General features: G+C 45.5%; 29 protein-coding genes. 13 read left to right on the top strand and 16 right to left on the bottom strand.

Annotated elements, in window-relative coordinates; translation table 11 throughout:
- Nucleotides 1–6: 6 nt before the first annotated feature.
- The 12 genes from atpD (at nt 7) to CSHOW_RS01890 (ending at nt 9,376) form a co-directional block, all read left to right on the top strand.
- Nucleotides 7–1,404 carry a F0F1 ATP synthase subunit beta gene (gene atpD / locus CSHOW_RS01835; protein ID WP_002947477.1) on the top strand — a complete coding sequence of 466 codons (1,398 nt, stop codon included), beginning with the start codon at nt 7–9 and terminating at the stop codon, nt 1,402–1,404.
- 17 nt (nt 1,405–1,421) lie between these two features.
- Nucleotides 1,422–1,811: an ATP synthase F1 subunit epsilon gene (gene atpC, locus CSHOW_RS01840; RefSeq protein ID WP_002947478.1), complete on the top strand. Its 390-nt coding sequence runs from the start codon at nt 1,422–1,424 to the stop codon at nt 1,809–1,811.
- A 116-nt stretch (nt 1,812–1,927) separates the two neighbouring features.
- On the top strand, nt 1,928–2,392 hold the full coding sequence (locus tag CSHOW_RS01845; protein ID WP_415874024.1) for a MotA/TolQ/ExbB proton channel family protein: 465 nt from the start codon (nt 1,928–1,930) through the stop codon (nt 2,390–2,392).
- Nucleotides 2,389–2,781, top strand: a complete 393-nt coding sequence (locus CSHOW_RS01850) for a biopolymer transporter ExbD (protein ID WP_002947482.1) — start codon at nt 2,389–2,391, stop codon at nt 2,779–2,781. Before CSHOW_RS01845 ends, CSHOW_RS01850 begins: the two co-directional genes overlap by 4 nt.
- The gene (locus tag CSHOW_RS01855; RefSeq protein WP_002947484.1) at nt 2,774–3,598 is read left to right on the top strand and encodes a TonB C-terminal domain-containing protein; all 825 of its coding nucleotides are present in this window, start codon (nt 2,774–2,776) and stop codon (nt 3,596–3,598) included. The genes CSHOW_RS01850 and CSHOW_RS01855 overlap by 8 nt, the downstream gene beginning before the upstream one ends.
- 10 nt (nt 3,599–3,608) lie before the next feature.
- Complete coding sequence (tolB, locus tag CSHOW_RS01860; RefSeq protein WP_002947485.1) at nt 3,609–4,883, top strand: Tol-Pal system protein TolB; 1,275 nt, start codon at nt 3,609–3,611, stop codon at nt 4,881–4,883.
- Between the two features lie 53 nt (nt 4,884–4,936).
- Nucleotides 4,937–5,455 (top strand): OmpA family protein, encoded by a 519-nt coding sequence (locus tag CSHOW_RS01865; RefSeq protein ID WP_039895131.1) that lies wholly within the window; start codon nt 4,937–4,939, stop codon nt 5,453–5,455.
- An 8-nt stretch (nt 5,456–5,463) separates the two neighbouring features.
- On the top strand, nt 5,464–6,360 hold the full coding sequence (locus tag CSHOW_RS01870; protein WP_002947495.1) for a tetratricopeptide repeat protein: 897 nt from the start codon (nt 5,464–5,466) through the stop codon (nt 6,358–6,360).
- 59 nt (nt 6,361–6,419) lie between these two features.
- Complete coding sequence (locus tag CSHOW_RS01875) at nt 6,420–7,001, top strand: FKBP-type peptidyl-prolyl cis-trans isomerase (protein ID WP_002947496.1); 582 nt, start codon at nt 6,420–6,422, stop codon at nt 6,999–7,001.
- A 10-nt stretch (nt 7,002–7,011) separates the two neighbouring features.
- Complete coding sequence (gene fabD, locus CSHOW_RS01880; protein WP_002947497.1) at nt 7,012–7,932, top strand: ACP S-malonyltransferase; 921 nt, start codon at nt 7,012–7,014, stop codon at nt 7,930–7,932.
- Nucleotides 7,929–8,612 carry a 5'-methylthioadenosine/adenosylhomocysteine nucleosidase gene (locus CSHOW_RS01885; protein ID WP_002947498.1) on the top strand — a complete coding sequence of 228 codons (684 nt, stop codon included), beginning with the start codon at nt 7,929–7,931 and terminating at the stop codon, nt 8,610–8,612. Before fabD ends, CSHOW_RS01885 begins: the two co-directional genes overlap by 4 nt.
- Nucleotides 8,609–9,376, top strand: coding sequence for a tRNA 2-thiocytidine(32) synthetase TtcA (locus CSHOW_RS01890; protein ID WP_002947499.1), 768 nt, complete (start codon nt 8,609–8,611; stop codon nt 9,374–9,376). Before CSHOW_RS01885 ends, CSHOW_RS01890 begins: the two co-directional genes overlap by 4 nt.
- 108 nt (nt 9,377–9,484) lie before the next feature.
- Here CSHOW_RS01890 and CSHOW_RS01895 read toward each other — a convergent pair whose 3' ends face one another.
- The 16 genes from CSHOW_RS01895 to CSHOW_RS01970 all read right to left on the bottom strand — a co-directional run bounded on the left by CSHOW_RS01895 (nt 9,485) and on the right by CSHOW_RS01970 (nt 23,885).
- A complete protein-coding gene (locus tag CSHOW_RS01895) occupies nt 9,485–10,774 on the bottom strand; it encodes an ankyrin repeat domain-containing protein (protein ID WP_002947500.1) in 1,290 nt (429 codons plus the stop codon).
- A gap of 190 nt (nt 10,775–10,964) precedes the next feature.
- Nucleotides 10,965–11,579, bottom strand: coding sequence for a recombination protein RecO (gene recO / locus CSHOW_RS01900; protein ID WP_002947505.1), 615 nt, complete (start codon nt 11,577–11,579; stop codon nt 10,965–10,967).
- Nucleotides 11,580–11,581: 2 nt separating this feature from the next.
- Entirely contained in the window at nt 11,582–12,499 is a 918-nt protein-coding gene (locus tag CSHOW_RS01905; RefSeq protein WP_039895141.1) for a tRNA dihydrouridine synthase, read from the bottom strand.
- On the bottom strand, nt 12,496–13,533 hold the full coding sequence (locus CSHOW_RS01910) for a hypothetical protein (protein WP_002947508.1): 1,038 nt from the start codon (nt 13,531–13,533) through the stop codon (nt 12,496–12,498). The genes CSHOW_RS01905 and CSHOW_RS01910 overlap by 4 nt, the downstream gene beginning before the upstream one ends.
- Nucleotides 13,534–13,542: 9 nt before the next feature.
- Nucleotides 13,543–13,896: an RNA polymerase-binding protein DksA gene (gene dksA / locus CSHOW_RS01915; protein ID WP_002947510.1), complete on the bottom strand. Its 354-nt coding sequence runs from the start codon at nt 13,894–13,896 to the stop codon at nt 13,543–13,545.
- Nucleotides 13,897–13,905: 9 nt separating this feature from the next.
- Nucleotides 13,906–14,361 (bottom strand): 23S rRNA (pseudouridine(1915)-N(3))-methyltransferase RlmH, encoded by a 456-nt coding sequence (locus CSHOW_RS01920; protein ID WP_002947511.1) that lies wholly within the window; start codon nt 14,359–14,361, stop codon nt 13,906–13,908.
- A 2-nt stretch (nt 14,362–14,363) separates the two neighbouring features.
- Nucleotides 14,364–15,257, bottom strand: coding sequence for an acetyl-CoA carboxylase, carboxyltransferase subunit beta (gene accD, locus CSHOW_RS01925; protein ID WP_002947513.1), 894 nt, complete (start codon nt 15,255–15,257; stop codon nt 14,364–14,366).
- A gap of 308 nt (nt 15,258–15,565) precedes the next feature.
- On the bottom strand, nt 15,566–15,994 hold the full coding sequence (gene rimP / locus CSHOW_RS01930) for a ribosome maturation factor RimP (protein ID WP_002947514.1): 429 nt from the start codon (nt 15,992–15,994) through the stop codon (nt 15,566–15,568).
- Nucleotides 15,981–16,352, bottom strand: a complete 372-nt coding sequence (rbfA, locus tag CSHOW_RS01935; protein WP_002943703.1) for a 30S ribosome-binding factor RbfA — start codon at nt 16,350–16,352, stop codon at nt 15,981–15,983. Before rbfA ends, rimP begins: the two co-directional genes overlap by 14 nt.
- Nucleotides 16,349–19,045, bottom strand: a complete 2,697-nt coding sequence (gene infB, locus CSHOW_RS01940; protein ID WP_002947516.1) for a translation initiation factor IF-2 — start codon at nt 19,043–19,045, stop codon at nt 16,349–16,351. Before infB ends, rbfA begins: the two co-directional genes overlap by 4 nt.
- Nucleotides 19,011–19,295 (bottom strand): YlxR family protein, encoded by a 285-nt coding sequence (locus CSHOW_RS01945; RefSeq protein WP_002947517.1) that lies wholly within the window; start codon nt 19,293–19,295, stop codon nt 19,011–19,013. Before CSHOW_RS01945 ends, infB begins: the two co-directional genes overlap by 35 nt.
- Nucleotides 19,296–19,320: 25 nt before the next feature.
- Nucleotides 19,321–20,205, bottom strand: coding sequence for a homoserine kinase (gene thrB, locus CSHOW_RS01950; RefSeq protein WP_002947519.1), 885 nt, complete (start codon nt 20,203–20,205; stop codon nt 19,321–19,323).
- Nucleotides 20,206–20,213: 8 nt separating this feature from the next.
- On the bottom strand, nt 20,214–20,540 hold the full coding sequence (locus CSHOW_RS01955; RefSeq protein ID WP_002947521.1) for a hypothetical protein: 327 nt from the start codon (nt 20,538–20,540) through the stop codon (nt 20,214–20,216).
- A 125-nt stretch (nt 20,541–20,665) separates the two neighbouring features.
- The gene (lpxC, locus tag CSHOW_RS01960) at nt 20,666–21,550 is read right to left on the bottom strand and encodes a UDP-3-O-acyl-N-acetylglucosamine deacetylase (RefSeq protein WP_002947532.1); all 885 of its coding nucleotides are present in this window, start codon (nt 21,548–21,550) and stop codon (nt 20,666–20,668) included.
- A 63-nt stretch (nt 21,551–21,613) separates the two neighbouring features.
- Nucleotides 21,614–22,981, bottom strand: a complete 1,368-nt coding sequence (pgp6, locus tag CSHOW_RS01965; RefSeq protein WP_002947533.1) for a peptidoglycan metallopeptidase Pgp6 — start codon at nt 22,979–22,981, stop codon at nt 21,614–21,616.
- Between the two features lie 73 nt (nt 22,982–23,054).
- Entirely contained in the window at nt 23,055–23,885 is an 831-nt protein-coding gene (locus CSHOW_RS01970; RefSeq protein WP_002947534.1) for a prephenate dehydrogenase, read from the bottom strand.
- Between the two features lie 80 nt (nt 23,886–23,965).
- Between CSHOW_RS01970 and bamA the strand changes: the two genes are divergently transcribed.
- Nucleotides 23,966–26,236: an outer membrane protein assembly factor BamA gene (bamA, locus tag CSHOW_RS01975; RefSeq protein ID WP_002947535.1), complete on the top strand. Its 2,271-nt coding sequence runs from the start codon at nt 23,966–23,968 to the stop codon at nt 26,234–26,236.
- The last annotated feature ends 136 nt before the right edge of the window (nt 26,237–26,372 follow it).

Raw genomic sequence — 26,372 nt, forward strand, 5'->3', positions numbered from 1 at the left:
GTATGGATGAAAGGTATCATTTCTCAGGTAATGGGTCCGGTAGTCGACGTCGATTTCACGGATTATTTACCCAAGATCAACGAAGCCGTCGAAGTAAATTTCGAGGTTGAGGGCAAGCAAAATAGACTTGTACTAGAGGTTGCCGCGCACCTTGGCGATAACCGCGTAAGAACGATCGCCATGGATATGAGTGAAGGTTTAACTAGAGGCCTTGAGGCTACGGCTCTTGGCGCGCCTATTAGCGTTCCGGTTGGCGAAAAAGTTTTGGGTAGAATTTTCAACGTCGTCGGCGATCTAATCGACGAAGGCGAAGGTGTAGAATTTGACAAAAAATGGTCTATTCACCGCGATCCTCCACCGTTTGAAGAGCAAAGCACAAAAAGTGAAATTTTTGAGACAGGCATAAAGGTAGTTGACCTTTTGGCTCCTTACGCAAAGGGTGGTAAGGTCGGACTATTCGGCGGTGCCGGCGTTGGCAAAACGGTTATTATCATGGAGCTTATCCACAACGTTGCATTTAAACACAGCGGTTACTCTGTATTTGCAGGTGTTGGCGAGAGAACTCGCGAAGGAAACGACCTTTATCACGAGATGAAAGAAAGTAACGTTTTGGACAAAGTCGCCTTGTGCTACGGCCAAATGAACGAGCCACCGGGGGCAAGAAACCGCATAGCTCTAACAGGTCTAACAATGGCTGAGTACTTCCGCGACGAGATGGGACTTGATGTGTTGATGTTTATCGATAACATCTTCCGTTTCTCTCAGTCTGGCGCAGAGATGTCGGCGCTTCTTGGACGTATCCCGTCTGCCGTTGGTTATCAGCCGACTTTGGCGAGCGAAATGGGTAAATTCCAAGAGAGAATTACATCAACCAAAAAAGGTTCGATTACATCGGTTCAGGCTGTTTACGTTCCTGCGGACGACCTTACCGACCCGGCTCCTGCGACCGTTTTCGCACACCTTGATGCGACTACCGTTTTAAACAGAGCTATCGCGGAAAAGGGAATTTATCCTGCGGTTGACCCGCTTGATTCGACATCAAGAATGCTCGATCCTCAAATTTTGGGCGGTGAGCACTATAAAGTCGCTCGCGGCGTACAGGCGGTTTTGCAAAAATATAAAGACCTTCAAGACATCATCGCGATCCTTGGTATGGACGAGCTTAGCGAGGAAGATAAGGTTACCGTCGACCGCGCTAGAAAGATTGAGAGATTTTTATCTCAGCCGTTCTTCGTTGCCGAGGTATTTACGGGAAGCCCTGGTAAGTACGTAAGTCTTGAAGAGAATATCGCTGGCTTTAAGGGAATTTTGGAAGGTAAATATGATGATTTGCCGGAAAACGCATTTTATATGGTAGGAAACATCGACGAGGCGATAGCGAAAGCTGAAAAACTTAAAGCCTAAATTTAAAGGAAAAAGTAATGAATAAATTACATTTAGAAATCGTTACGCCTGAGGGTTTAGTGTTTTCAAACGATATCAAAAGCGTAGTTTTGCCCGGTAGCGAGGGCGAGTTTGGGGTTTTGCCCGGACACGCCTCGCTTATATCGCTTTTAAAAGCCGGCGTTATAGACATCGAGAGCGAAGATAAAAGCCATGATGCCGTCGCGATCAACTGGGGATATGCCGAGATAAACGAGGGCAAGGCCACGATCCTTGCCGATGGCGCCGTTCACGTGTCGGGAAATTCTGAGAGCGAGATAGCAAATTCATTGCAAAAGGCGAAGGATTTAATTGCCGGCATGAGTAGCGAGAACAACGCTATGGCTGCTACTGTGGCAAAATTAGACAGCATGGCTCGGGCAAGATAGTGGCTGGACTTGATATTTTTTTAAACTACTTATCTAGAAGTAGTTTTATCACTATATTCGTGCTGAGCTGGCTTTCTTTTTATTTCATTATAAGCCTTACTATACTATTTTCTCGTATGGCAGGGCTTAGATCATGGCAAAAAAAAGAACAAAATGCTCTTGAGTCGTTATTAATGGGCGGGTCTAAACATGTTTTAAACGAATCCATTTTAAAACGGTTCGTAAGCGGTTCGATATCTAGAGAGAAGCTCTCGGTCGCCGTTAGTATCGCTGAGCGAAATGCAACTAGCGGTATTACTTGGCTTAGTATAGTTGCCTCTACGTCGCCTTTTATCGGGCTTTTCGGCACGGTTGTTTCTATCTTGGAGACCTTTTCTCAGCTTGGACAAGGCGGCGGAAATTCATCTCTAAACGTTATAGCTCCCGCCATCAGCGAAGCGCTAGTCGCAACTGGGGCGGGTATATTTGTAGCGATACCTGCTTATACGTTTAGCTTGCTTATCAAGAGGAAAGCTTACGAGCTTATGGGCGTCATCAGGCGCGAAGTCGATATCCTAGTAACGCTTAAAGAAGATCAATGATAAATCTCGACGAAACTCCGGAGCTAAACATAACTCCGCTTGTGGATATCATGCTTGTTTTGCTGGCGATCCTTATGGTTACGACGCCTACTATCGTTTATGATGAGCAAATTTTGCTACCGGACGGCTCAAAAACTAAAACATCCTCGGCTCAAAAAAAAGATTTGACTGTTATCGTTGATGCCACAAAAAAGGTTAGAATAGATCAAAATACCATGAATTTGCGCGAACTTCCTGACAATATAGTGCTTATCGGGGCAAAATACGATAAAAACTCGCCTGTTTATATTAAGGCTGACAAAAGCCTCATATACGATGATGTGATGTTTGTTCTAAAGAGCGTAAAAAACGCAGGCTTTACAAAGGTAGCGCTCCAGACTAATGGATAAATTTGATCTCAAATTTAACACCTCCGGCTATTTCCTACTATCGGCTTTTCTTTACCTTTGCATCATAAGCGGTATTTTTATCAAGCTTACTTACTTTAAGGAAGAGCCAAAAAAATATACTGATACTAAAGACGCCTTTATGGATATTATGATAGTTGAGCGTGAGCCCGACATCACCGTAAAAGCGCCTGAGCCTAAAAAAGAGGTCGTAAAAGAAGAAAAACCTCAACCGGTAAAGGAAGAGGTTAAAAAAGAAGAATCTAAGCCGGACACTACAAACAAGCCACCTGAGCCCGATCCTGCACCGCCAAAACCCGAAGAAAAAAAGATAGAAGAGCCAAATTTAAAGGATCTATTTGGCAGTATCGATACATCTAAGCTAAAAGAGGACAAGGTTGCTAAGAAAAAAGAACAACCAAAAGAGCAAAGTCGTAAAAAACCGGAAAAAGTCCAGATAACGAGCCAGCAAAAAAAAGCTAGCGACGTTATAAATGCGCTTACCTTAGATCAGGTTGCTAAGACTCCAAAGTCGCAAATGACGGGCGAATATAACGAATACTTCGGTATGATTAGCAGAATTTTGCAGAGTAAATGGAGCGCTTATAAGGCCGATTCTAGCGATGAGGCAGAGGTTGAGATCGTCATTGACATTGACGGATCGTTTAGTTACGATATAAAAAAGTTATCGTATAATAGCGAATTTAATAACAAAGTTAGGGATTTCTTGCAAAGTATGACTTTTGAGAAATTTCCGCCGCCTACACAGATAGGCAGAGCCGTTAGGCTCGGAACTAAACTAGAAGACAAACTAGAATAACGGAGGAGAAATGAAGAAAATTTTACTTTTTCTTGCTTTTGCCAGTTGGCTTTTTGCCGTTGACGCCACCATTTCGGTCGTTAACAAAGGCTTAGCCCTACCAAAAATCGTGCTTCAAGATGCCACAACGGCTGTCGGAGATCAAACTTTTAAGGGCAAATTTCACAAAATTATGCTGGGAGACCTAAAGGTAAGCTCTGATTTTGAGGTTGTGGACGAATATATCGCCAGTAGCTATGAGGGCGACTCGAACACGAACGTCATGAGCGAAAAGGGCGCGCAGCTTATATTTAGATACGCGCTTGAGGGTTCTCCAAACTCGCCTCTAAGCCTTAGGGTTAAGCTTATAAATGCAAAAACGGCGACTACTCAGTACGAGAAAATTTACAATATGAATGATGGAGCAAAGTATCCGTTTATCGCACACAAAGCGATAGTTGAGCTCATTAACGAGCTAAAAATGCCACCTGTAAACTGGATGGAGAAATTTATCATCTTTGCCAAAGGAACCGGTTCAAAGCAAAGCGAGATCGTTATAGCCGACTACACTTTGACCTACCAAAAAGTACTTGTTCGCGGCGGTTTGAATATATTTCCTAAATGGGTAGGAGCTGATCAGAGCGCGTTTTACTACTCTGATTACAGCGGTAAAAACTTAGTTCTTTATAGATACGATGTTGCAAGCGGCCAAAAAACTAAAATTTTAGATAGCAAGGGCGGTATGCTTATAGCCTCCGACGTTAGCCAAAACGGAGATAAAATTTTGCTAACTATGGCTCCGCAAGATCAGCCTGATATCTATATATACGATCTAAATTCAAAAAGACTATCTCAGGTAACTAACTATAGCGGTATAGACGTCAACGGCAACTTCGTTGACGGCGACAGACGCGTAGTTTTTGTTTCCGATAGACTTGGCTATCCTAATGTTTTCGCGCAAAATGTAGATGGAAGCGGTTTTGAGCAGTTGGTCTATCACGGCAAAAACAACAACTCCGTCAGCACCTATCAGAACTATATAGTGTACTCTAGTAGAGAAGACGGTAAGAGTAGCTTTGGAACAAGAGATTTTAACATATATATGATCTCTACGCAGACTGATTACATTAGACAGCTCACTGCAAGCGGTAAAAATTTATACCCTAGATTTTCTAGCGACGGACAAAGCGTAGTGTTTATCAAAGAGCTTGGCGGCCAGAGTTCTCTTGGTATAATTCGCGTAAATGAGAACAAAAGTTTCCAATTTCCATTAAAAATCGGTAAAATTCAGTCTATTGATTGGTAATATTTAGTAAATTTTATGATATAATCACGTTAAATTTCTATAAAAGGATGAAAATGAAAAAAGTAGTTTTAACTTCTGCTGCTATTGCAGCTTTATTGTTGAGCGGTTGTAGCTCTAAAAACCCTGAAGTTGATATGAGCGCTGACGCCAATCAAAATATGGGCGGTATGAACTCAAGCGATAACATGATGAGCGATAGCGAGAGATTGCAACAATTAATTTCAAGCATCGAAGGTCAAGTTCAAACTGTATACTTTGACTTTGACAAATTTAACATCAAAGGCGACATGCAGTCTGCTATCAACACAAACGCAGGCCTATTTAATCAATCAGAGGCTCAAGCTCTTTCTGTAAAAGTAGAGGGTAACTGCGACGAGTGGGGTACAGACGAGTACAACTATGCGCTTGGTCTAAAAAGAGCAAAAGCTGCTAAAGACGCTCTTGTAAAACAAGGCGTTGCTGCTGATAGAATCACCGTTGTAAGCTACGGCGAAAGCAACCCTGTTTGCACAGACAAAACAAAAGCTTGCGACGCTCAAAACAGACGTGCTGAATTTAAAGTTCTTCCATAATTAAATTTATGACGAATTTAAAAACTTTCGTGGCTCTTTTTATAGGAGCCACTCTCTCTTATTCCGCTTCCAATGAAATTTCGGTATTTGACGCTGGAAATTTAGATAGCTCTAGCCCCTACGGTTTGACTGATAACGAAAAAACATTTCTAAAAAACAAACAAAACGTAGAAAATCTAAGTAGAAATATGGGTGACGTCGAGTCAAATTTAAATGCCATGCAAGAGCGCCTAGAAGGCTTGCAAAGCGTGCTAGACGGACTAAACTCGAGAATGTCTAGGATAGAAAAAAGACTAAACGATCTTGAAGGAAACGACGGAAATTCTACCGCAAAAAGCGATTTCGACGAGCTTAAAAAATACGTAGAAGAAAGCCGAAAAATACAAGAGGCCAACAACGCTAAAATCACCAAAGCCCTTAAGGATATGGGCGCTTTGATAGATAAGAGTAACGCTGCGCCAGCTACCACAAAAAAAAACGATGAAGACAAGCCGGTAGCTAGCAGTAGCCCGGATGCTGAGCTGCAAACTCCAAAGACTGATTTTACTAAACAAAAAAATCAAGACGTAGCAAGCGAAGCTAAAAAGCTATTTGATACAGGTAAGCTCGACGATGCAAAAGCTAGATACGAGTATCTTTTAAGCAAAGATCATAAGCCTGCGATGGCGAATTTTTATCTCGGTGAGATAGCGTATCAGCAAAAAGCTTACAACAACGCCATAAAATACTACCAGCAGAGCATCCAGCTGTACGACAAGGCCGACTATACCCCAAAGCTTCTTTATCACACTGCCATCAGCTTTGATAAGATAAAAGACACGGCAAGTGCAAATAAATTTTACAAAGCGCTAAAACTAGGCTATCCGGACAGTAAAGAAGCCAAAGCCGCACCTACTCGAAACTAAAACATTCTTTAATAAATTTAACGATATAATCACGTTATTTTCATAAATAGGAGAAGAACGTGAAAGAACAAGTTATAGCTATGTTTTATGAGCTAAAAGACGCAAAAACGGGCGAAATTTTAGAGTCCAATATGCAAGTAGGGCAGGAAATTTCCTTTTTAACGGGCCGCGGACATATCATCGAGAAACTAGAAGAAGAGGTTGCCAAACTAGAAAAAGGCGAAACGAAGGTTATCGTTATCCCGGCTGCGCAAGCTTGCGGCGAGTACGACTCTAATGCTGTTCAAATGCTACCTAAAGAGCAATTTGCGGGCATAGAGCTAAAAGAGGGCATGGAGCTTTTCGGTCAAGGCGAGCACGGCGAGAGCGTACGCGTGATAGTAAAATCTATCGGCGAGGACGACGTAACGGTTGATTTTAACCACCCTTACGCAGGCAAAGATTTGGAGTTTAAGGTTCAAATTTTCGACAAACGCGATGCTACAGAGGACGAGATAGCTACCGGTATGGTAGCCGGCGCTCACACATGCGGATGCGGAGGACACGATCACGACCATCATCACGGCGAGGGCGGATGCTGCGGACACGGACACCATGACCACGGTCACCACCACGGCGACGGCGGATGCGGCTGCCACTAAGAGAGCCTAGATGAGAGCAGCGTTTATATTTCCCGGGCAAGGCTCGCAAAGCGTCGGTATGGGTAAGGAAATTTACGAAAATTTCCGCCCGGCCGCCGAGCTTTTGCAAAATGCAAGCGACAGCCTAAAAATCGACTTTTCAAATCTACTTTTCAACGAAAATGACCTTATAAATAGGAGCGAATTTACCCAGCCTGCCATCGTCTTAAACTCGCTTATGTGCTATCTCGCGCTAAAGCAAAGCGTAAATTTAGAGCCTAGCTTCGCGCTTGGCCACTCTTTGGGCGAGTTTAGCGCGCTTGCGGTTAGCGGAGCGTTTGATTTTGCTGGTGCGCTTAGGATCGTAAATTTGCGCGGTAAATTTATGCAAGAGGACTGCGCGGGCAAAGACGTAACGATGAGCGTTATTTTGGGTCTTAGCGACGAGACGGTAGAGCAAATTTGCAAAAACGCACAAGATGACGGCCATCAAATTTACGCCGCGAACTACAACTGCGACGGTCAGATCGTGATCGCGGGACTAAAAGAGGACATCGCCAAATTTGAGTCGGCGTTTAAAGAAGCGGGCGCTAAGCGTGTGTTGCCTCTAAACATGTCCGTCATTAGCCACTGCCCGCTTTTAAAGAGCGCTAGCGAGAAACTAACGGCGCAGCTAGAGCCAGCGTTGGCAGCTAAATTTGACACGGTCATTTCAAATGCATCGGCGAAGCCTTACGGCACGAAAGATGAAGCGCTAAATTTACTAAAAGCTCAGCTTGTTAGCCCCGTTTTATACAAACAAAGTATCAAAGACATCGAAAACGAGATCGATATTTTCGTGGAGTTCGGCGGTAGCGTGCTAAAAGGCATCAACAAAAAAATCACCGAGAAGCCGACATTTAGCGTCACCGATCTTGGCAGCCTTGAAGAGCTTTTAAAGGAGCTTAAATGATAGCGATCTTAGGCGCGATGCGCGAGGAGGTCGCTCCTCTGCTCGAGCGCATCAAGGATTACAAAGAGGTTAAGCACGCGAATAACGTATTTTACCTCGCAAATTTCGGCGGTAAAGAGCTCGTGATCGCCTACTCAAAGATTGGCAAGGTAAACGCCGCTCTTACCGCAAGCGCGATGATAGAGAAATTTGGCGCCCAGAAGCTGCTTTTTACCGGCGTCGCAGGCGCGCTAAATCCAAATTTGAAAATCGGAGATATGCTTTACGCGACTAGCCTTGTACAGCACGACGTCGATATCACGGCGTTTGGGCACCCGTACGGCTACGTGCCCGAGACCAGTATCTTTATCAAAAGCGACGACGCTCTAAATGCGTTAGCCTCTAGCGTCGCGGCCGAAAAAGGCATCGAGCTAAAAGGCGGCATCATAGCTACGGGCGATCAGTTTATCTGCGACAATGCTAAAAAAGAGTGGCTAAAAGCGACCTTCAAAGCCGATGCGGCCGAGATGGAGGGCGCTAGCGTGGCGCTGGTTTGCGAGAGTCTTGGCGTGCCGTTTTTCGTGCTTCGCGCGATTAGTGACGAGGCGGGCGGCAGCGCGGAGTTTGACTTCGATAAATTTTTACAAGACTCGGCAAACGTCGGCGCGCAGTTCATGCTCGCGATGATCGAGCGGCTATGATAGAGCTTAGCAAGCGGCTGCTGCGCCAGGTCGGGCAGACCAACGCCAGATACCGCATGGTGCGCGGCGGGGATAAAATTTTGCTCGGTCTTAGCGGCGGTAAGGACAGCCTCGCGCTCGCGCACGTACTAAAACACATGCAAAACGTCACACCCGAAAAATTTGAGTTTAAGGCCGTGACGCTGAGCTATGGCATGGGCGAGGACTATGCCTACCTCACGCGCCACTGCGCCGAGCACGGCATCGAGCACGACGTGATCGACAGCTCGATATTCGAGATATCGAAGGACAAGATCCGCAAAAACTCCAGCTTTTGCAGCTTTTTCTCGCGTATGAGGCGTGGCTATCTCTACACCTATGCGCTCGAGCACGGCTTTAACAAGCTCGCCATCGCTCACCACCTCGACGACGCGGTCGAGAGCTTTTTTATGAACTTTACTTATAACGGTGCGCTGCGAACGCTTGCTCCAAAATACGTCGCGGCAAACGGTATCGAGGTTATCAGGCCGTTTATATTCGTGCGCGAAAGACAGCTACGCGAAAATGCCGTGCGAAACGGGCTTACGGTTATCGGCGACGAGGCGTGTCCGGCGATGCGATTTGACATCAAGATGCCTCACGCCAGAGCTGAAACTAAGGAGCTTTTGGCAAATTTAGAAAAGCAAAATCCAAAGCTTTTCGTCTCGCTAAAGGCTGCTTTTGAAAACATCCACAGCGATACGTTTTTCGCCGCTGGGGCGCAAAATTTGACCGACGAGGAGTGAGGAGTCGTCAAATTTAGCTTAAATTTGACTGCTCTTTCGGTCAAATTTGACTTTTGCTAGTCGGCTCAAATTTGCCCGACAACCTTCACTGCGCTATATAGCAATCTATCATCGTCGCTCTGCGGCATCTTTACTCCTTAATTTTTGGATTAGTTTATTGGATATTAGCTTTTCTTTGTTTTGACTACTTGTATTGGCGTCGATATAGATTACCTTTGCGGGGTTGTTTTTGTGCGCTTCTAAAAACCGCAATATATTCTCTCGTCTTTCTTCTTCATTTGCCCATTTTACAAAAGATTCGGTGTCTTTAAATGTAGCATTTTCGTCCAAACAGTGTTTAGAGTAAAAATTTATAGTATCGTCAAATCTTTTTATTTGTTCGGGATCTGGCGGCTTTGGTTTGTATTTTAAAAGACCTTCATGATATAAGCACTCGGTACATAAATGCCTATATTTGTCGTTTTTGCGCAACCTAGCCTCGCCTTCTTCGTCTCTGCCTTTATTCATTTTATAGATATAGCCTTCCTTTGCTGCAGTAAAAACTCCAACTTTATCGTGACACTTTTTATACGCCTCTTTCCGCTCCTCGCTAGTAGGCTGCCCCGAAACGTTATTGTCTAGTAGCAAATTTAGCATAGGTTCGTAGTTTGGCATATATTTCATATCTTTAAAATAGTTGCCGTTCTCGTCAAAATACCCCATACTAAATAGTATTTGTAGCATCTCGGTAAAGTTGCCAAAGGTAATATAATCAAAAGGCAATATCCAGCCTTTTGAGCCTTCGTTTTTCTGACCGTATTTTGCTTCGTACTCTACAAATATATTATCTCCGTCGATAGTCAAGCTTTTGATCCTATCGTTTTGGGGCGCTTTTAAATATCTTTGAATTTTTTCTTTATTGCTAAATTTAACCCCGCTATCAAGCAAGAGCTTGGCGGTCTTTGTAGAGTTGTTTTCTATGGCGTAGGCCAGGGGCGAGAGTTTGTAGTTATCTTTCGCATGAGCGTTTGCGCCCATATCTATAAGTCTTTTTGCCGTGGCTTCGTCGTCGTAAAAGCTAGCGTACATCAGCGGAGTCGTGTTTGCCTTCATCTTTACGTCGGCGCTAAGCCCGTTTCTTGTCATAAAATTTAAAATTTTATCGGTATCTTTTAGCCTCAGCAAATTTCTTAAAGCGTTAAGAGTGGCGTTGTTTTCCTCGTATTCGTCTATATCCCAGTATCTAAAAGCAAAATCGTCTATCTCCTCTTGCGTTACGTATTTGGCTAGCTCGGAGTTTGGGTCTATTTTAGTATCGGGAGTGACGGTAAAATGCGTAGGGCGAGATAGCTTTTCGTAGAGGAAATTTACAAAAACGACGAGAAAAAGGGCGGCAAAGCCGAGTGCGAATTTTTTCAAATTTATCCCTTAAGTCAAATTTGCAAAATCTTAGCCAAAACTAGGTAAAGAGGCGGTAAATTTGATGCAATTTGAGCTGATAAATTTGGATATCGGGAGTAGGGCACGGCGAGATCCGTTTGCATAAAATTTGAGCGGGTTAAATTTGAAAGCAAACTCTGGCAAGTCAAATTTGAAATGCCAAATTTGATCAAAGCCCCTGAAGCAAAATGGAGTAAAGCGCGTCTATCTCGTCGTCGTCAAGTAGCAACGTAGAGCGCTCGCTAAAGAGCATTTTTATCTTTTCTATTTCAAAACCCTTTTGCGCAGCGCAGTGCTCGTGAGCGGGTAAAAAGCTCCTAGCTAGCGCCACGTTATCCTCCACTGGCTCATCGCAGATAAAGCAAAAAAGCTCATCGTGTAGCCTGCCCTCTGCCTCCAAAATGCGCACGTAGCTCTCGATGAGTAGGCGTTTGGGAGCGCCTCTGTCAAAGCGCGAGGCGCAAAGCTCAAGCTCGCGAAAATACACCTCGTCTATCTGCTCTACGTCTCGCAGGTGGGCGTAGAGTAGGCGCATAAACTGTTGCCACACGAGCAGTCGCTCGCGCGAGAGCAGCCAGCGGTAGCCTAGGTGTAGGACGCTGCGCAGGTGCGGGAGGAAGTTTTCGCCGCCTTCTAGCTCGAAGTCGATCTTGTAACCTTGCAGGACGTTTGAGTGGCGCGCGCCGTAGAATCGGTAGGATTTAACCAGCAGCGAGGGCGTGAGGATGTAGACGAGCAGGTCCTCGTCACGCACCTTTTGCGTGTGCAGGATGTAGCCTTGCATGGCTAGAAAAATGTTTGGATTTTTTGGCGCAGGATCTCAGGCTCGGCGATGTGATTTATCTCGTCGCGAAAGGCGCTGGCGCCGTCTATGCCTTTGGAGTAGCGGTGTAGGTGCTTGCGAAATATCGCCGCTCCGTGCTCGCCGTAGTGCTCGATCATCGCGTCAAAATGCGCCAAAATGATCGCCTTTTTCGTCGCCGCGTCAATACTGCCGCCCGTTTTTATCTCGTGGAAAACCCACGGCTTGCCGATGCAAGCGCGTCCTATCATCAGAGCGTCGGCGTTGGTCAAATTTAGCGTCTGGGCTGCGTTTTCCGGCGAGATGTCGCCGTTTGCGATGACAGGGATGGTTACAGCTTCTTTGGCTCGGCCGATCGCGGCGTAATCTACCGCTGTCGTGTAGCCGCCCGCTCTCGTGCGCCCGTGAAATGCGATGTAGTCGGCTCCGGCGTCCTGCGCGGCGATGGCTAAAATCTCAGGGATTTTTTCATCAAAGCCCAGGCGCAATTTGACGCTAGTCATTTGCTTATTTGAGGTTTTTTTGATGGTTTCTACGATGCGTTTTAGGTTCGAGATATCTTTTAGCAGAGCCGAGCCCGCGGACTGTTTGACGACCTTTGGCACGGGGCAACCGCAGTTTAGATCGATACCGTCGATACCGTCGATACCGTTTAAAATTTCCACCGCTTTTTTGACGATGTCCGCGTCGCTGCCTGCGATCTGCACGATATATGGCGTTTCAAGCGGCGATTTTTTGAGCATTTCAAGCGTTTTGCTGCCTTCATAGACTAGGGCGTTTGCGCTTATCATCTCACTTACAGTCACGTCGCAACCAAACTGCTTGACCACGCTTCTAAGCGGCAGGTCCGAAAAGCCCGCGAGCGGAGCTAGAAAAAGCGGCTTTTTTGAAAAATCTATCAGCAATGGGCGTGCTTGAAAAATAGATCGGTCGGGACGTTTTTGCCGTTTTGTCTGAGGTAGAGCAGGGTGCGGAAATTTTGATATTCGCCGGCTTCAAGACCCGCCAAGACCTCCTGCGCGCGCTCGAGCATCTCAAACTCAAATAGCAGATAGATGTATGCTTCCTGCGCCTCTTGACGTTCGTTTTTGAGCCGCTCGAAGATGCCGATGATAGCGTCCGGAGCGATTTTGCTTTTTAGCGTCGCGGCGCTGATACTAAAGCTATCTTTTGAAATTTTATCCGAATTTAACAGCTCTAAAATCTCGTCGTTGCTCAAATTTATCTCGTCTTTGGCAAAGCGGGCGATAAGCGTCATGATCTCTTTTTCGTCCAGATCTGGAGCAAATTTTTTGATATCGGCGAGCGAGCCTAAATTTATTAGCTTTTGCCTTGCTTCGCGAGCGATTTCGCCTTGATCGCCCATAGATTTTTTAAGCGTTTCCAGATAGTATCCGTCCAAATTTGCTATCTTGTTTAGCTCGTTTTTGATAAAGAGCGGATTGTCTTTAGGTAGCTTAAATTTCTTTAGGTCTGCAACTTCGCCGTTTTTGACCGTGCGCATTATATCTAAGGCGTTTTGTAGTTCCTCGCCCTCGATATTTGCGTCCTTGTATCTATCCCACGGCGAGAGGACTCTGGCTATCTGGGATGGGATTTTATAAAAGTTCGTTTTAAAGTCTTTGTTCGTATCAAGGCCGAGTAAAATTTCTTTGCCGAGGTCTCTATAAAATTTCTCGTCGTGCGAAATTTTACGTTTAAAAGCGTAAAATTTAAAGCCGTGATAGGCCATATGAAGCACGCAAAATATCGTCAAAATCGCAGGCGGCAATATCATCCACACGGCGACGGGTAAATTTAACGCATACTCTACGTCGCTGCCTAAAAAGGCAAATTTAAGATGAAGCTCGTAAGAGCCTCCCTCGAAAAGATAAACTATCGCGCCGACTACGACCAGGTAAAGCACGGCGCAAGCTATAAAACGTTTGATTTGCATGGCGTACCCCTATTTTGCGGTTTTTTCCACTATCTCACGGCATGTGATGCAGTATTTTGCGTGCGGTTTGACGCGCAAACGCGCCAGTCCGATATCTTCCTCGCACATCTCGCAGATGCCGTAGGTTTTGTCGGCGATCTTTCGCAGCGAGACGTCGATCTCGGCTAGTTCTTGTCTTTGTTGAGCGCTGATTGATTGCTCGATGAGTTGATCGGCGTTTACGGAGGCGATATCAAACTCGTCGCTGACGCCGCTTTGGCGTAGTCCTGCCATCTCGTTTGACGAGTCAAAAATATTTTTAGTTATCTGTGCTTTTCGCTCCAGTAAAAGTGCCTTAAACTGCTCCAGGTCGCTTTTGCGCATTTTTTTCCTTTATTTGTGATATGGGTGGTTCGCGTTTATGCAAAGAGCTCTGAAAATCTGCTCGTGAAGCATAAGTTTAGCGATCTTGTGCGCCATCGTCATGCGGCTTAGGCTAACGACGGCGTCGGTTTTTTGTTTAAAATTTTGGCTCAGCCCGTAAGCTCCGCCGATAAAAAACGAAATTTGAGCCTTGTCCGAGATGAGTTTGGCAAACTCCTCGCTGTTAAATTCGCGACCCGCTTCGTCAAGAGCCACGCAAAAGCCGTTTAAATTTGGCTCATAAACCTCGTCGTAGGCTTTTAGCGCCTCATCTCGCCCTTTGCTTTGGGCTTTGGCGATTTTGTCGTTAAAGATAACGACGTCTGAAATTTTGGCGAATTTCGACGACATTTTCGCGTACTCTTTGATCTCGTTTTCAAAATTTTCACGTTTTGACTTTTGGATGCAAAACACGGAAATTTCCAAATTTATTCCTCGTCGTCCAAGCTTTGAGCGCTCGGCTGCTTAGCGGCGTAGGCCGGGTTGTTTGAGAGCAGCCTTATCATATCGCTTAAAAACTGCTTATGCTCTTTGCGCTCGACTATGGCGTCTATTAGGCCGTGCTCTAGCAAAAACTCAGACCTTTGAAAGCCCTCAGGCAAATCAGCTCCGATGGTTTGTTTGATAACGCGCTGCCCGGCAAATCCTATGAGAGCGCCAGGCTCTGCGATGATGACATCGCCCAGCCACGCGAAAGACGCGCTCACTCCGCCCATCGTAGGATCGGTTAGGACCGATATATAGGGCACCTTAGCCTCGTCAAGCAACTTTAGCGCGGCGGAAGTCTTTGACATCTGCATTAGCGAAAACGTACTCTCCTGCATCCTCGCTCCGCCCGAAGCCGAAACGATTATGAGAGGCTGTTTTTTATCGAGCGATCTTTTTACGGCGCGCACGATCTTTTCGCCCTCGACCGAGCCTAAAGAGCCGCCCATAAAGCCAAAATCAAAAACCGCTAGCTGTACATTCATGCCGTCTATCTTGGCTTCGCCGCAGATCACGGCCGAGCTTCTGCCCGTCTTTTCCTCGTTTTCGCTTATACGTTTTTTATAGGATTTTTTATCGACGAATTTGATCGGATCGACGGGCTTTAGCTTGGTATCAAGCTCGACGAAACTGCCTTCGTCGCAGATCATCGCTATCCTCTTATCGGCGGCTAATCTCATGTGAAAACCGCACTTTGGACAGACGTTAAAATTTGCCTCGACCTCTTTGTAATACATCAGCGAGTGACAGCTGTCGCATTTGACCCAGTGCGCCGGAGCCTCGCTAGGAGCGGATTGTTGCTTTCTTGTTTTGGAAAAAATATCTAAAAAGCTCATGATTCCTACTTTTTAAAAAATTTAGGGATTATAGCCAAAGTTAGCTTATGTTTTGCTAGTCGGGTATTAAATTTACGCTGCGCGCTTTGGGGGAGTAGGCGGGTAGAATCGCTAAAATTTACGGCGCCATTTTTTATGCTTTTGGGGGAAATTTAAATTTATGCGGAGGCGGTTTTAAGATTTGAAAGGTTAAATTTAAGAGATTTTACTGTGGTATGTTTAAATTTGGAAATGTAAATTTAAAATGCTCAAATTTGCAGAAATTTAGACTATCTTGCTGTACAAATTTGAGCCTTTAAATTTACGGCTTACCACTCGATATAGGTTTTTGCCTTTTTTATATTCGCGATTTTTATTTTTAAAATTTGACCTTCGCTCTCAAACGATATTTCTTCATCGTCGGCGGATAAAATTTTGCCTTTTAGTTTTTTGTTTTCGCCGTCTACTTCGGCTGAAATTTTAGCCAGTTCACCGATACTCAAGATAAAATGGCTCGGTTTTTCTAACTTTCGCTCAAGTCCGGGCGAGCTAACCTCTAGTACGTAGTCTCCGGTAAGCGGCGGCTCGACGTCAAATATCGGCGAGAGTATGCGCGAAACCTTTTCGCAGTCGTCCAAATTTACGCCGCCGGGCTTTGCGATGTAGATCCTATAAATGGCTCTGCCGTTTTCGTTCGCGACCTCGACGTCGTAGAGCTGCACGCCGCACTGCGAGATCAGATTTTCAAGATTTTGCATTTTTGTTTAGATCCTCTGAGATTTTTTCAAATAAATCGTCCATGTGGTTTTGGTACTCGAGTCTGTCGTCGAATTTGAAGTGAAAATTCGGCGCTCTATACCAGCCCTCGGCCGCCATGCAGTGGTTTTGTAGGTGCTTTGATACTCGCTTTAGGCGGTCTAGTATATATGCCTGCTCGCGCTCGTCAAACATCATTTTATCTAGATAAACGAACGCGTCGTATCTGCCCTTTTTGCACTCGACGTCGGTTACGCAAAGTCCGCGTAAAAGCTCGTCCTCGAGCGTAGATAGAGCTTCGGGTAGTAGCTCTTTTAACACGCTTTGCGTGCGCAGACGTTTTATCTCCGAGGGGTTCATAGGCTAGCTTGCTCCTCTACTTCTTTAAAGCTCTCAATGTAGTCGCCCTCTCTGATGTCGTTGTAGCCGTCTATGCCCACGCCGCACTCAAAGCCGCGAGCAACCTCTCTCACGTCGTCTTTGAAGCGTTTTAGCGAGCTTACCGTACCCTCGTGTACGACCACGCCGTTTCTGATCAGGCGGATTTTCGCGCCGCGGTTTATCGTGCCTTCGGTTACCATGCAGCCTGCGATCGCGCCTACCTTAGGGACGTTGATGACTTGGCGTACTTGTGCTTGGCCGAGCTGCTCCTCGTGGATGACAGGCGACATTAGACCGCTTAGGATCGCCTTGACGTCGTCGATCAGGTTATAGATGACGTTATAGGTTTTGATCTCGACGCCGCTTTCTTTGGCTTTTTCTTTCACTTCGCCCGTCGGCCTTATGTTAAAGCCTAAAATCACGGAGTTTTCGCTCGCTCTGGCCAACTCCACATCGCTTTGGGTAATGCCGCCCACGCCCGAGTGGATGATATTTACTTTTATCTCGTCGTTGCGAAGTTTTTCTAGGCTTGCCTTGATGGCTTCTAGCGAGCCGCCAACGTCGGCTTTTACGATGACAGGGAGCGATTTTAGCTCGCCCTCGGCGATCTTCTCGCTAAGCTCCTCTAGGCTTACTTTGGTAGTCTTGCTGAGCTCTTTTTGGCGCAAATATTCGGCCTTTTTCTGTGCGTATTCACGGGCTTCTTTGTCGGTTTTGACGCTTATTAGCGTTTCACCAGCTTCAGGAATTTCGCTAAGTCCCATTATCACGCCGCATTCGCCAGGTTTTATCTCTTTTAAAATTTTACCTTGATCGTCGGTTATCGTTCTTATCTTGCCGTATGCGATGCCTGCGACCACGATATCGCCGACTCTTAGAGTACCGTTTTCTACGATAACCGTAGCTACCGGACCGCGGCCTTTTTGCTGAGAGCTTTCTATTATAGCGGCTTTTGCGTTTGCTTTTGCGTTTGCTTTTAGCTCTAAAATTTCAGCCTGCAAGAGTACGATCTCAAGCAGATCGTCTATACCCATACCTGTTTTTGCGGAGATCGGTACGAACTCGTACGTGCCGCCCCAGTCGGTAGATAGGATATCCAGCTCTGCTAGTTCGCTTTTTACTTTGTCGGGGTTTGCAGCCTCTTTATCCATCTTGTTTATCGCGATGATGATCGGTACGCCGGCGGCTTTTGCGTGGCTCACGGCCTCTTTGGTCTGCGGTTTTACGCCGTCGTCGGCTGCGACCACGATGATAACGATATCGGTGATCTTGGCTCCTCTAGCGCGCATAGCTGTGAAAGCCTCGTGGCCCGGAGTATCGATAAAGGTAATGTTTTTGCCGTTTTTATTTACCATATAGGCGCCTACGTGCTGCGTGATGCCGCCAGCTTCGCCTGCTGCTACTCGCGAGCTTCTGATGTAGTCTAGTAGAGAGGTTTTGCCGTGGTCGACGTGACCCATGATGGTGATAACCGGAGCTCGGACGGTCAAATTTGCATCATCCAGCTGCTCCTCTTCTTCGTCGTAGGCTTTAACGTAGTCAAATGCTTCTTGCGTATCGACGATATTTACCTCGATACCGAATTCATCGGCTAAAATTTCTATCGCATCCTCGTCTAGGAAGTCGTTTTTGGTCGTCATCATGCCTAGCATAAAGAGCTTGCCGATGATTTCGCTCGGTTGCTTGTTGATCTTGTCGGCAAATTCGTAAAGACGGATCTCTTTTGGTATCTCGACGTAGGTTACTGCTTCGCCGTTATGGTCGGCGCGTTGTGATTTTTTATGTTTTTTGCGAGGCCTGCGCGCAGTGCCTTGCTCTAGAAATGAACTTACCGATGTATTTAGTACCGGTTTGTAGCTGGTATTTGCAGGTTGTCTTGTTTTTTGAGGCTCCGGGGTTTGCGTTCGTACGGAAAAATCAGGCAATATAACCACGTCCTCATCCTCGATCACGATGTCGGCCATGTCGCGGTCGCCGAGTAGATCCATCTTTGTAGCGCCGTCTTTTTTGGTTGCGATGACCGGTTTTTTCTCTTTTTTCTTTTTGCGCTCGATTTTTTCGTCGCTAAATTTAAACATACTTTCCAAATTTAGTGCCGGCGCAGACTCTTTTCTCTCGCTTGTCCTAGGCGCTGGTTGCTCGTCTTTTTTCTTTTTTACGATAACTAGGCCGCGTCTTTTTTGTAGGCTAACGTCGGCCAGGCTTTCTTTTGGCTGAACCGGCTCGACGGCTGTAGACTCGGCCTTCGGTTCCTCTTTTGGCGCTGCTGGAGTTTTTGGTTCTGACGCTTTTTCGGCCGGTTTTTGAGTGGCTATTTTTTGTTCTTTTTCAGATTTTTCGTCGCTTTTTGTTTCTACTTTTTCTTTCGGCAAAGGCTTTTCTTCTTTTGCGGCGCTTGGTTTTTTGGCCTCTTTAGGTTTGCTCTCTTTTTCCTCTTTGCTCTCTTTAGTTTCCGCCTTTTTGACGGTCGGTTTTTTCTTTTCCGGTTTTTTCTTGAGAGCTTCGGGGATCTCGCCAGTTTGGATGTAGGTGTATAGCGCCGCCGCTTCTTCAGGACTAACGCCGCTTGAGTGCGTTTTGACCTTTAGCCCAAGCTCAATAGCCTTTTCTAAAACCTCTTTGCTATTGTAGCCGAGCTCATTTGCTATCTCTGAAATTCGAACAGTCCCCATTTAAGAGTATCTCCTTTAAATTTTGCCCGTTTTGTAGCGTCGCTATAAAGCTGCCTGCGACTCTTCCGAGCGATTTTCTTAAAATTTTCTCGTCTTTTTTTAGACATTCCTCGCAAAGATAAAAGCTGCGTCCGTTTCCGTTTCCGAAAAATAGCGAAGAATTTATCAGTCTGTATCTACGCAAAATTTGCTGTTCAAAGCGCTTTTTGCAGACTACGCACGTCCTGATAGGGATAAATTTTTGAGCCATTATTATAACTTCTTTTAGCTTTTTTTTAGCTTTGTAGGATTTTTATCCCGTCGTTGTCAAAATTAAAAATTTCAACTCGAAAGCTCTTAAATTTATCTTGCAGTTTTTGTTTTAAATTTGCCGTATCGCCCGCGTAAACTATATTTAAAAAGCTCGATCCGCTGCCAGAAAGCGTGCTTAAAAGCGCACCGTTTTCGTAAGCTATCTTGCGCACTTCAAAGAGCTCGGGTAGGCTTTGCATGCGGATTTGTTCGTGCATGACGTCTTTTGCCGCCGTTCTTAAAAGTTCGTAATTTTCGCTAAAAAAGCAAGCCGTGAGAAATGCGGCGTGAGAGAGGTTGCTAACGCACTCGCCCATAGTGAAATTTTTAGGTAGCTTGGCGCGCGATTCATTTGTGCTCATGGGCTTGTCGGGGATCACGATGACGGCTTTTATATCAGCGCTTAAAGGTTTTTTTAGAGATTTTACCTTGCCGTTTTCAACGACGGAGCTAACAAAGCCGCCAAGCGTCGCCGGAGCGATGTTGTCGGGGTGGTTTTCGTAAACTAGAGCCTGGTTTAAAATCGCGCTTTTATCCGCCTTAAATCCAGCCGCCGCGTAGGCTGCTGCAATGGCTGAAGTGATAACTGCAGAGGAGCTGCCAAGGCCGCGAGAGAAAGGAATTTGATTGGTAAAAATCATGCGAAAAGTATCTTTTTTGCCCGTTAGTTTGACGTAAATTTCATTGAAAATAGATAAAAAAATGTTGTTTTTTTTAAGAAGCGCGTTGTCTTTACCTTCGCCTAAAATGCTTACCGAGGCGAAATTTGCCCTCGTTATCTCGACTGTGTTATGTAGCTCTAAAGCAAGTCCTAGAGCGTCAAAACCGGGGCCAATGTTTGCGCTCGTGGCGGGAACTAAAATTTGCAAGAAATCTCCTAAACGGCTTGAATAACGTAATTTGGTAGAGTATCTAAAATTAGATTTAAAACCGCTAAATTTTGCGGCAAGGCAAATTCGCCGGCCTCTGCTCTTTGCAGTTTGATGCCCCCTGGCATATCTACGAAGCTTAAATTTTTATTTGCCCGTATCGGTGCGCCGCCGTTTAGCTCAAAGCCGCTAACTGCGTAAAATTCGCACTCTTTTACTATACTAATCGTCTTTAAAACGACGTAAGCGACTTTTACACCCATGAAGCTTCCCGGGCCGTTTGCGTAGATGATTTTTTGTAGGTTAAATTTGCCGCCGTTTAAGATCTTGTCCATTATTTTTACGAGAGAGACGTCGGATTTTTCTTCGCTAGAAATTTGCTCTAGAAGCTCGCCGTTTTCGTCATAAACGCCGACGATTAGCGGTGAGCTAAGAGCGATAACTAAAATTTGGATATTTTTTATGCAAATACCTTTTGATATTCGCGTGCGAAATCGCCTTTTAGCGTGACGATTTCGTAGTTTTTATCGTCGCTTAGGATAGCTAGCGTTAGCTCGTGGTTTAGCTCGTGACTGCCCGCAAAGCTTGTATAATCAGCCATCAATGGCGCACCCATCAGGCTTAGATCGCCGATCGCGTCTAAAATTTTATGACGAACGAATTCGTTTTCAAAGCGCAGGCCTTCAGGATTTAAAATTTTATTATCGTCGATAACCACGGCGTTATCTAGGCTACCGCCGAGGGCTAAATTTTGCGCTCTTAACATCTGTACGTCTTTTAAAAATCCAAACGTCCTAGCGCGTGCGATCTCCTCAATGTAGGCTTGTTTGCTAAACTCAAACACGTAGTTTTGCTCGCCGATTATCGGGTGGGCAAATTTGATAGTAAAGTCTAATTTTGGGTTATTCGACGGCGTTACTCTGGCGAATTTTCCGTTTTTATTTACTTCTACCGGGCGTTTGATTACGATTACCTTTTTATCTGCGTCAAGCTCCGCTGTGCCGGCTTCATCCAGCATCATGCAGTAGCTTATCGCCGAGCCGTCCATGACCGGCACCTCGTTGGCGTCCAGGACGATACGGACGTTGTCGATGCCGTAGCCGTTTATCGCGCTTAGCAGGTGCTCGATCGTCGAAATGTAGCCCTCTTTGCCGCCGATTACGGTTGCCATTTGAGTGTTTATCACGTTTTTCGGCTCTGCTTTAAAGCTCACTCCGAGGTCTTTTCTGTAAAATATTATTCCCGAATTTGCCCCGAGCGGTTCAAGCGTGATTTTTATCGGCTCGCCCTTGTGAAGCCCGATACCTACGCCTTCTACGGCTGATTTTATAGTTGTTTGTTTCAAATTTTCGCCCTTATTTTTCTTGTTCTTGTCATTATACAACAAATTTGCAACAAAATGGCAAATTTATTCGACCATTTTTTTAGCCGCGCTTAAAACGCCGGTTACGTTATCCTTCATCCAGCCGTTATCCATCCACTCCTCCGGGCGCACTTCTATGCCTTGTACTAGCATGCCAAAGTGCAAGTGATCGCCCATCGCTAGGCCCGTAACTCCGGTGTTTGCTATGATGTCGCCGGCTTTGACGGAGTCGCCGGCTTTGACGTTTAGCGAGCTGCAGTGTCCGTAGAGAGAAAATAGCCCAAATCCGTGATTTATCAGGACGTTGCGCCCATAGATGCCGTTTTCTGCGGCAAATTCGACTATGCCGTCATTGCTAGCGACGATGTCGGCTTTTTGTGTTGAGGCCAGGTCGATACCCATGTGCCAGCTTTCGCTGACGTCTTTATCCTCAAAGGTGTAGTATCTGTGATCGCCGAAGCTTGCTACGGCTTTGCCGTTTTTTAGCGGATAAAATTTATTTACGCTAAAGTTTTCCGCAGCGTCTATTTCTACTTTTGCGGCGATTTGTGAGATTATTTTCTCATTTGCCTCGCGGAGATTTTCATTTACGAATTTCATTTTTTCCAGATTGCTCATTGCGTCGTAGTTTTTAGCGTATTGTTGCGCTAGCTCGGGGATTTTTTCGTTTAAAAATCTACTTTGACCGTCTAGCTTTATCTTTGAAATGCGGTATTTTTTATCTTGGTAGAAAAATCTTATCTTGCTTTTGGTTATGTTTCCCGCCGCGTCAAGCGCCACGACGTCGGCGCTAAACGAGCCTTGCTGTGCCGGCCAAGCCACTAGCGAGGCGTAGTAGCCGTCTTTTACGAATTTGCTCGGGATAAATTTTTTACCGTAATTTGTCTCGATATAGACCTCTTTTAGCATTTCATCAGTCGCCTTAAACACGACCGTCGCGCTGCCGCCTTTGGTGATGGCGTAGGAGTGATTTAGGATATTTACGTCGGGTTTTTTGTTATCGACGGTGATTTTGACCTCTTTTTTTTGCGTGTTGCCGAGGAAAAATCCCCATTTGCTAGTATCTGTGGCCTCTATTACGATGTTGTAGATGTCTTTTTGCGCGCCAAATCCCGTTTTGGGAAAGGTCAAATTTAAATCTACGATTTCAGACGGCGCTTCAAATTTTTGAGTTAGCAAATTTACGCTGCCTTTTTCGTCAACGAGTGAAATTTTAACTGATTTTACGCCGCCTTCGTCGGTTATCTTGATCGGTAGAGGCGAGGTTAGGTTCCAGTAAATTTGATCTGAGATGGCGATGTTTGGGGCTTCGCGCTCAAATGTTTTTGATGTAAATAAAAAAGCTACCGCCGCAACTAAAAGTAAAATAATAACGCCGAAAAATATCAAATTTGGATTGCCGCGTCTTCTCATAAAAATCTCCTAAATCTTAAAGAGACCGATTTTACTAAAAAGCGATAAATTTAAGGTAAATTTGCGCCTGAATTTATAAAATTTCGCGTATTTTTCTAGCTTCGCTCATCCATTCTCGCAGCTCGTCCCACTTCTCGTTTTTGATTAAATTTTCGCATTCGTCCAGCTCTTTTTTGAAAAGGTCTATCGAATTTATCAAATTTTGCTTGTTTTGTTTAAAGATATCCGTCCACATCACGGGCGAGCTTTTGGCGATCCTGATCATGCCGTTAAATCCCGTGCCACTTAGCGCGATGATATTTTTTTTGTTTTCCTTTTTTAGTACGCTGCTAGCTAGCGAAAAGCTGATGGCGTGGGGTAGGTGAGAGATGACGCTGGCGTGATGGTCGTGCTCCGCCGCGCTCATAAAAATGATCTTCATGCCCAGGTGCGAAAACAGCTCGACCGAGCGCTTGACGTGCATCTCGCCGCTTTCTTTAAAGTCGCAAATGGCTACGACGGCGTCTTTAAAAAGTCCCGAAAAAGCTGCAGTAGGGCCGGAGTACTCGGTGCCTGCCATCGGGTGAGCGGGGATGAAATTTTGCCTGATGCTCTCGGGTACGGCTTCGATTATTTTTTGCTTAGTGCTACCAAGATCGATGATGGTCGTGTTTTCGCCGATGCCTTCAAATTCTTTGACGATTTTTATGATGCCTTCGACTGGGATGGCTAGAAATATCATATCGCACTTTTGCTTCATCTGCTCAAGGGTTAAAATTTCATGCACGAGGCCGAGCTGCATCGCCTGTTTTTCGTGCTCTTTGCTTAGATCCATGCCGCTAACGCAGCTGATTAGTTTTTCGTTTTTTAGGCTAAGACCTAGCGAGCCGCCGATGAGTCCTAGGCCTACGATACCGATTTTCATAAATTCGCCTTTTAAATTTATATTGTTTAAAAATAAAATGTGCTATTATACAGCCTTATCATCATTTTTAGGTTAAATCAATGAAAAAAAGCGTTTTTCTACTACTTTTGGGCGCAGTTTTGGCGAATGCCGAGCAGATAACTTCCATAAATTTTAAAGGTCTCGTGCATCTGTCCCCAGAAACTGCAAAGGAGATAATGGGGCTAAAAGTCGGAGACGAGCTAAATGTCGATAGCACGGATAGGGCGATCGCAAAGCTGTTTAGACAGGGCTATTTCGACGATATCTACATCGAAAACAAGGGCGGCGACGTGACCGTAACGGTAAAAGAAAAGCCTAGCATCGCTCGTATCGATATCAAAGGCGTAGTGACTAACGATAAAACCGCCATCGACGGACTAATCAACATCAAGCAAGGCAATATGTACGACGAGTTAGCCATCGAGCGCGCAAAAGAGCGCATTAGGCAGTACTACGAGTCAAAAGGCTACTTCGACACGGTCATAGACGTAACCAAAGAGCCGGTGGCGGGCAATGAAAGCAGTCTTTTTGTCACGATGAACATAAACCGCGGCGAAAATATCATAATAGAAAACGTAAATTTAGTCGGCGCGAAGCTTTTTGATTATGACGACGTAGAGCCCGTAGTAGCGAACAAAGAGCGCGAATTTATGGGCTGGATGTGGGGCAGAAACGACGGTAAGGTTAAGCTTTTCGAGCTACCAAACGATCCTGCGAGAATCCAAGATAAATACTACCAAAAAGGCTACCTAGACGCGACGGTTTCAAACCCGTATCTAAACGCCTACATGGACAACTACACGGCAGATCTCACCTACTACGTAACCGAGGGCGAGCAGTATAGAGTATCTAGCGTAGATATAGAAGCGCCTGAGTTTTTAGAGCTTGATAAAGAGAAAATTTTAAAAGACTTTAGGCTAGAAAGCGGCGACGTGATGAACTCAGCTCGCCTAAGACAAGACATGAAAAAGCTCGACGATATCGTAGCGGACAAGGGTTATGCGTTTGTAAGGATAAATCCAAAAACCGAGAAAAACGTCGAGGATAAGACGGTAAGTATTGTCTATGAGGTTGTGCCGGACGAAAAAGTATATATAAGAAACGTGCAAATTTCAGGTAACGACAGAACCGTGGATAGGGTCGTTAGGCGTGAACTATATCTCACGGAGGGAAATTTATACAGCAGAACCGACCTACAAGACAGTAAGGACGCGCTAAAGCGAACGAGTTATTTTGATGAGGTCGAGATCGAGGAGCAGCGCGTCGGAGCAAACCAAGTCGATCTACTCGTAAAAGTAAAAGAGGCCTCCACGGGCTCGATCAGCGGCGGTATTGGATACGGTAGCTCGGACGGTTTGCTACTTAACGCGAGCGTGTCTGATACGAACGTATTTGGTAGCGGCATGAAAGGCGTCATAAGCGTTGATAGGAGTGACAACGAGCTCTCCGGCCAGATAGGTTTAACCAACCCGCGCCTTTTTGACTCAGAGTACAGCCTAGGCGGCACGCTATATGCTAACGACTATAGCTGGAATAACTACGACGAGAAATCATACGGTCTAAACGTCGTCGTAGGTAGAAAACTAACTAGAAATCTAAGCGCGTCTTTGGGTTACATCATAGAGCAAAGCCGTATCAGTGGGCTTAGCGACGTGCTAAAAACCGTCGGGTACAAAGACGGCAAGAGCTTAAAAAGCTCGCTCATACCGTCTATTACATATAACAGCACGGATGATTATTACCTACCTCGCACGGGCATCATCGCAAGCACTAGCCTAGAGTTTGCAGGCGTTGGCGGCGACGAGAAATTTTTAAAGAGCAGAACGAATTTTAACTGGTATCAAGGTATCAGAGAGTGGGTGGACTACGACCTTATTTTTAGATTCAAATCAAGCTTCGGTAAAATTTGGGACCGTGGCTGGGTGCCTATCAACGAGAGACTATATCTAGGCGGCATCAGAAATCTACGCGGATTTGAGAGTAGAACTGTCTCGCCTAAAGTCAAAGTCGCCAGCGGTAGCTGGTACGAGACGGGCGGCGATACATCGTTTAACAGCTCGGCGGAACTTAGCTTCCCGCTAATAGAACGCGTAAAGATGCGCGGAGTGCTGTTTGTTGACTACGGCGTCATTCGCGGCAGAATCGCAAACGTAACTGCGCCTGGCATCGTGGATTATGTCGACGGGCGTATCAGCAGATATAGCGCGGGCGCAGGTATCGAGTGGGTAACGCCTATGGGGCCGCTACAGCTAATCTTTGCCAAACCGCTCAAAAAGCAAGACGGCGACGATACGAGTACGTTTGAATTTACGATCGGACAACGTTTCTAATATTACAATAAAACGGCGTTTTGTGTGGTAAGACGCCGTTTTTAACTTTCTATCCCATAAATACAGCTTTTATCTCGATATAAATTTATAGTAAATTTTGCCTTATTTGCGTTGCGATTTAATTTTGTCTACAAAA

The organism is Campylobacter showae, from assembly GCF_004803815.1.
Taxonomy (GTDB): domain Bacteria; phylum Campylobacterota; class Campylobacteria; order Campylobacterales; family Campylobacteraceae; genus Campylobacter_A; species Campylobacter_A showae.

Bases quoted from the DNA above. Each gene is read 5' to 3' on its own strand.
- atpC (WP_002947478.1), top strand. From the start codon at position 1,422: ATGAATAAATTACATTTAGAAATCGTTACGCCTGAGGGTTTAGTGTTT.
- CSHOW_RS01885 (WP_002947498.1), top strand. From the start codon at position 7,929: ATGATAGCGATCTTAGGCGCGATGCGCGAGGAGGTCGCTCCTCTGCTC.
- CSHOW_RS01850 (WP_002947482.1), top strand. From the start codon at position 2,389: ATGATAAATCTCGACGAAACTCCGGAGCTAAACATAACTCCGCTTGTG.
- CSHOW_RS01955 (WP_002947521.1), bottom strand. From the start codon at position 20,540: ATGGACAAGATCTTAAACGGCGGCAAATTTAACCTACAAAAAATCATC.
- CSHOW_RS01855 (WP_002947484.1), top strand. From the start codon at position 2,774: ATGGATAAATTTGATCTCAAATTTAACACCTCCGGCTATTTCCTACTA.
- CSHOW_RS01910 (WP_002947508.1), bottom strand. From the start codon at position 13,533: ATGCAAATCAAACGTTTTATAGCTTGCGCCGTGCTTTACCTGGTCGTA.
- CSHOW_RS01970 (WP_002947534.1), bottom strand. From the start codon at position 23,885: ATGAAAATCGGTATCGTAGGCCTAGGACTCATCGGCGGCTCGCTAGGT.
- pgp6 (WP_002947533.1), bottom strand. From the start codon at position 22,981: ATGAGAAGACGCGGCAATCCAAATTTGATATTTTTCGGCGTTATTATT.
- dksA (WP_002947510.1), bottom strand. From the start codon at position 13,896: ATGCGCAAAAGCGACCTGGAGCAGTTTAAGGCACTTTTACTGGAGCGA.
- CSHOW_RS01945 (WP_002947517.1), bottom strand. From the start codon at position 19,295: ATGGCTCAAAAATTTATCCCTATCAGGACGTGCGTAGTCTGCAAAAAG.
- rbfA (WP_002943703.1), bottom strand. From the start codon at position 16,352: ATGAACCCCTCGGAGATAAAACGTCTGCGCACGCAAAGCGTGTTAAAA.
- CSHOW_RS01890 (WP_002947499.1), top strand. From the start codon at position 8,609: ATGATAGAGCTTAGCAAGCGGCTGCTGCGCCAGGTCGGGCAGACCAAC.
- CSHOW_RS01865 (WP_039895131.1), top strand. From the start codon at position 4,937: ATGAAAAAAGTAGTTTTAACTTCTGCTGCTATTGCAGCTTTATTGTTG.
- fabD (WP_002947497.1), top strand. From the start codon at position 7,012: ATGAGAGCAGCGTTTATATTTCCCGGGCAAGGCTCGCAAAGCGTCGGT.
- atpD (WP_002947477.1), top strand. From the start codon at position 7: ATGAAAGGTATCATTTCTCAGGTAATGGGTCCGGTAGTCGACGTCGAT.
- tolB (WP_002947485.1), top strand. From the start codon at position 3,609: ATGAAGAAAATTTTACTTTTTCTTGCTTTTGCCAGTTGGCTTTTTGCC.
- bamA (WP_002947535.1), top strand. From the start codon at position 23,966: ATGAAAAAAAGCGTTTTTCTACTACTTTTGGGCGCAGTTTTGGCGAAT.
- infB (WP_002947516.1), bottom strand. From the start codon at position 19,045: ATGGGGACTGTTCGAATTTCAGAGATAGCAAATGAGCTCGGCTACAAT.
- accD (WP_002947513.1), bottom strand. From the start codon at position 15,257: ATGAGCTTTTTAGATATTTTTTCCAAAACAAGAAAGCAACAATCCGCT.
- CSHOW_RS01870 (WP_002947495.1), top strand. From the start codon at position 5,464: ATGACGAATTTAAAAACTTTCGTGGCTCTTTTTATAGGAGCCACTCTC.
- rimP (WP_002947514.1), bottom strand. From the start codon at position 15,994: ATGCAAAATCTTGAAAATCTGATCTCGCAGTGCGGCGTGCAGCTCTAC.
- recO (WP_002947505.1), bottom strand. From the start codon at position 11,579: ATGCAAGGCTACATCCTGCACACGCAAAAGGTGCGTGACGAGGACCTG.
- CSHOW_RS01845 (WP_415874024.1), top strand. From the start codon at position 1,928: ATGGCAGGGCTTAGATCATGGCAAAAAAAAGAACAAAATGCTCTTGAG.